The organism is Muriicola sp., from assembly GCF_041567615.1.
Taxonomy (GTDB): domain Bacteria; phylum Bacteroidota; class Bacteroidia; order Flavobacteriales; family Flavobacteriaceae; genus Muriicola.
In genome coordinates this window covers 1-2,823 of the sequence record NZ_JBFGBM010000249.1, presented here as the reverse complement: position 1 = coordinate 2,823, position 2,823 = coordinate 1, and the positions used below count along the sequence as shown (strand labels likewise).

Genomic DNA, 2,823 nt, shown 5'->3' with positions numbered 1-2,823 from the left:
TAAAGGTGTCGTCATAGTTGGTCATGGTGACATAGTAAAGCTCTAGCACCTTCATCCCTTGCTCCGGGTGGTTTTTTTGAGAGAGGACTTCCGTGAGTTCCCTGCCACGGTCCGTTCTGAAATTAAAGAAGATGACCACATCGTTTTCCTCAATGGTGGTCAGAGGGTTTCCATCTTTTCCGGTTAGTGCGATGGGCTTGAGGAATTCATCGGTAACGCCGTTGTCATAACTCTTTTGAAGGGTTGCAGACATATCGGTGGTCTTCTCACCAATTCCGTGTACAACCAGGTCGTAGGCCAGTTTGATACGCTCCCATCTCTTGTCTCTGTCCATTGCGTAATAGCGCCCTACGACACTGGCCAACTTAGCCTTCTTATCCCTGCAAAAAATATTCAGGTCCTCGAGAAAGCCCTTTCCGCTTTTGGGATCCACGTCCCGTCCATCCGTAAAGGCATGTACAAAAACGGTATCCAGGCCGAATTCCTCTGCCGCTGAAATCAATCCCTTTAGATGATCGATATGGCTGTGTACACCCCCGTCGCTCACAAGCCCCAGAAGATGTACCTTCTTTCCATTCTCCCGTGCATAGGTAAAGGCATCTTTGATCACGGGTTCATCTTTTACTGTATTTTCCTGTACGGCTTTGTTGATCTTAGCCAGGTCCTGGTATACGATCCTGCCGGCACCCAAATTCATATGGCCCACTTCGCTGTTTCCCATCTGACCTTCGGGCAGACCCACATTCATCCCGTCTGTGAGCAGATTACTGTTGGGATATTTTTTGTAGAGCGAACTCATGAAAGGAGTATTCGCCTGTTCAACGGCGGAGACCTTTGGATCGGGCGATTTACCCCACCCATCGAGGATCATCAGAATGACTTTCTTGTGCATTTATCGGGATATTGTTGAAATCAATCCCCAAAAATAGCACGATTATGCGGGGAATACCACTTTCAGGCCTGCTTTTTCTGCAATTACGATCGGGGATCTAAAAGTGACCAAGTAGATAGAAAGTAAAAGTTACCCCGGCTTGCCCCGGGGTAACTGTTCACTGTTCCCTTTGTGTTCTCGTAAAAGGGTCCTAGAATTCGAAACCTGTAAAGGCCCTGTAAAAGAATGCGTAAAATGCCATAACGAGCATAACCGCGCAAAAAGCCGAATAGACTTTTAGCAGAATTACCAGGTATTCCGGTTTGCAATCGTCAAAGGCCTGCAGGTACAGATTTTTAAAGTGCGTTAGTGTTCCCATATAGTCTTAGTGTTCTTAAAGCTATAAGGGTTAAATCGGGGGCATCAAGTGACTTGGGAGAATTTCAAAGATAGAAAAAAAAGGATAGGAACCTAATTTGGATGGATGAATTACCGGAATCATCCACCGCGGTACTTCTGGATCGATTCACGAATCCTTGCGATCCTGTTGTCAGGGTCAGGATGTGTGCTTTGAAATTCGGGGATCCTGTTGGGCCCCGCTGCAGCTTTTAGGATCTTCATCACTTCTATCATTTGCTCAGGCTGATAGCCCGACCGGATCATGAACAGTACACCCAGGTCATCGCTCTCCAGTTCATCGCCCCTTCCGTTTTTCAGAAGGGTATTTTGACCGATCGCACCCACAATATTCCCGGCATCAGCACCTACCTGTGCACCCATGCTAATGGTCTGCCAGTAACTGCTTTCGGCTATACGCTCAGCGGAGTGCCTCCCGATCACATGGCCGATTTCATGCCCCAGCACACCAGCCAGTTGCGCCTCGTTCAGTTTGGAGAAAAGGGCATAGGTGATAAAGATCTGTCCGCCAGGCAGGGCAAAGGCATTGATCGTATTTTCATCGGCCAGCAAATGAAACTCGTACTCATAGGGGGTTTCACGGGCAATGCTGTTCTTCACGAGTTTATTCCCTACGGCGTCCACATAGGCCTGCATACGATCGTCCGGGTAGAGTCCGCCGTATTGCTGGGCGATCTGGGGGGTGCTTTGCAATCCTATAGCAATCTCCTGGTCTGCGGTCATATTGATGTGCTGTACCCTGCCGGTATAAGGATTCTTTTCCTTGTTGTTGCAGCGCTGAACCACAGCGAAGGCCACGATGGCCAGCCCTATGAAGATCCGTAGTTTCCAGTTCGCGCGTCTCATGGAAGTCGGTTGCCGTGTAATAATTACAAGAGGGTCTGGTTAATGTCGAGGATGTTGTCCCGAATATAGGTTTTGATGAACCCTGTGGTCATAAATTCACTGCCCAGGAAATCTTCTTCCACCAGGAGCTGTAAAATGTTCTTTTTTCTGAAGACTTCCAGCATAGGGACAGAGAGGGGGGCGTAGCTGTAATGCCAGGGTTCGTATTTGAAACCCCGGCGCTTCGGCTCTTTGGTGTACACCAGATAAAAGCCATATTCGCTCGCGTGTTCGTCCATCCAGGCCTTCAGGTCGGCATACGGACCACCTTCCTCGAATTTGGAGGCCACCAGGACGTCTCCCTCCGTGGGCTTGCTCCCGTCTATGATGTCGATATCCGTCCCCCAGTGGTGTCTGCTGGTCCCCGGGATGGTGGAATACTCGATGATCTTATCTATGGCTTCGAGGGGCTCCATACCTTCATCCTCCGTGTATTGCAGGTACTTGCGTTCAAAAATGGCTAGCTGCCGGTCAAAACTGCGGAAGCTGGATACGATCTTTATGTCTATACCGTCCTGGTAGGCCGCTTTTTTCATGGCCAGAAAGGCGTCGTGGGCTTCCTTTCTCAGGTTGATGTCCTTTCCGAAGAGTTCGATATCTGCCTTGCCCATCAACTCCTCAATAGAATATTTATCGTCCTGTGCGAAGGC

The 2,823-nt window shown here is 49.1% G+C and carries 4 protein-coding genes; all 4 read right to left on the bottom strand.

The genetic code is table 11. The features are described from left to right. Nucleotides 1-892, bottom strand: an 892-nt coding sequence (gene gpmI / locus ABYP73_RS12640; protein WP_372974571.1) for a 2,3-bisphosphoglycerate-independent phosphoglycerate mutase, incomplete at its 3' end; no start/stop codon positions are given. Nucleotides 893-1,082: 190 nt separating this feature from the next. Then, the gene (locus ABYP73_RS12635) at nucleotides 1,083-1,250 is read right to left on the bottom strand and encodes a DUF6747 family protein (protein ID WP_372946111.1); all 168 of its coding nucleotides are present in this window, start codon (nucleotides 1,248-1,250) and stop codon (nucleotides 1,083-1,085) included. A gap of 119 nt (nucleotides 1,251-1,369) precedes the next feature. Further along, nucleotides 1,370-2,134 (bottom strand): M48 family metalloprotease, encoded by a 765-nt coding sequence (locus tag ABYP73_RS12630; RefSeq protein WP_372946110.1) that lies wholly within the window; start codon nucleotides 2,132-2,134, stop codon nucleotides 1,370-1,372. Nucleotides 2,135-2,157: 23 nt separating this feature from the next. After that, the coding region (locus tag ABYP73_RS12625) for a M15 family metallopeptidase (protein WP_372974570.1) at nucleotides 2,158-2,823 on the bottom strand (666 nt) is incomplete at its 5' end.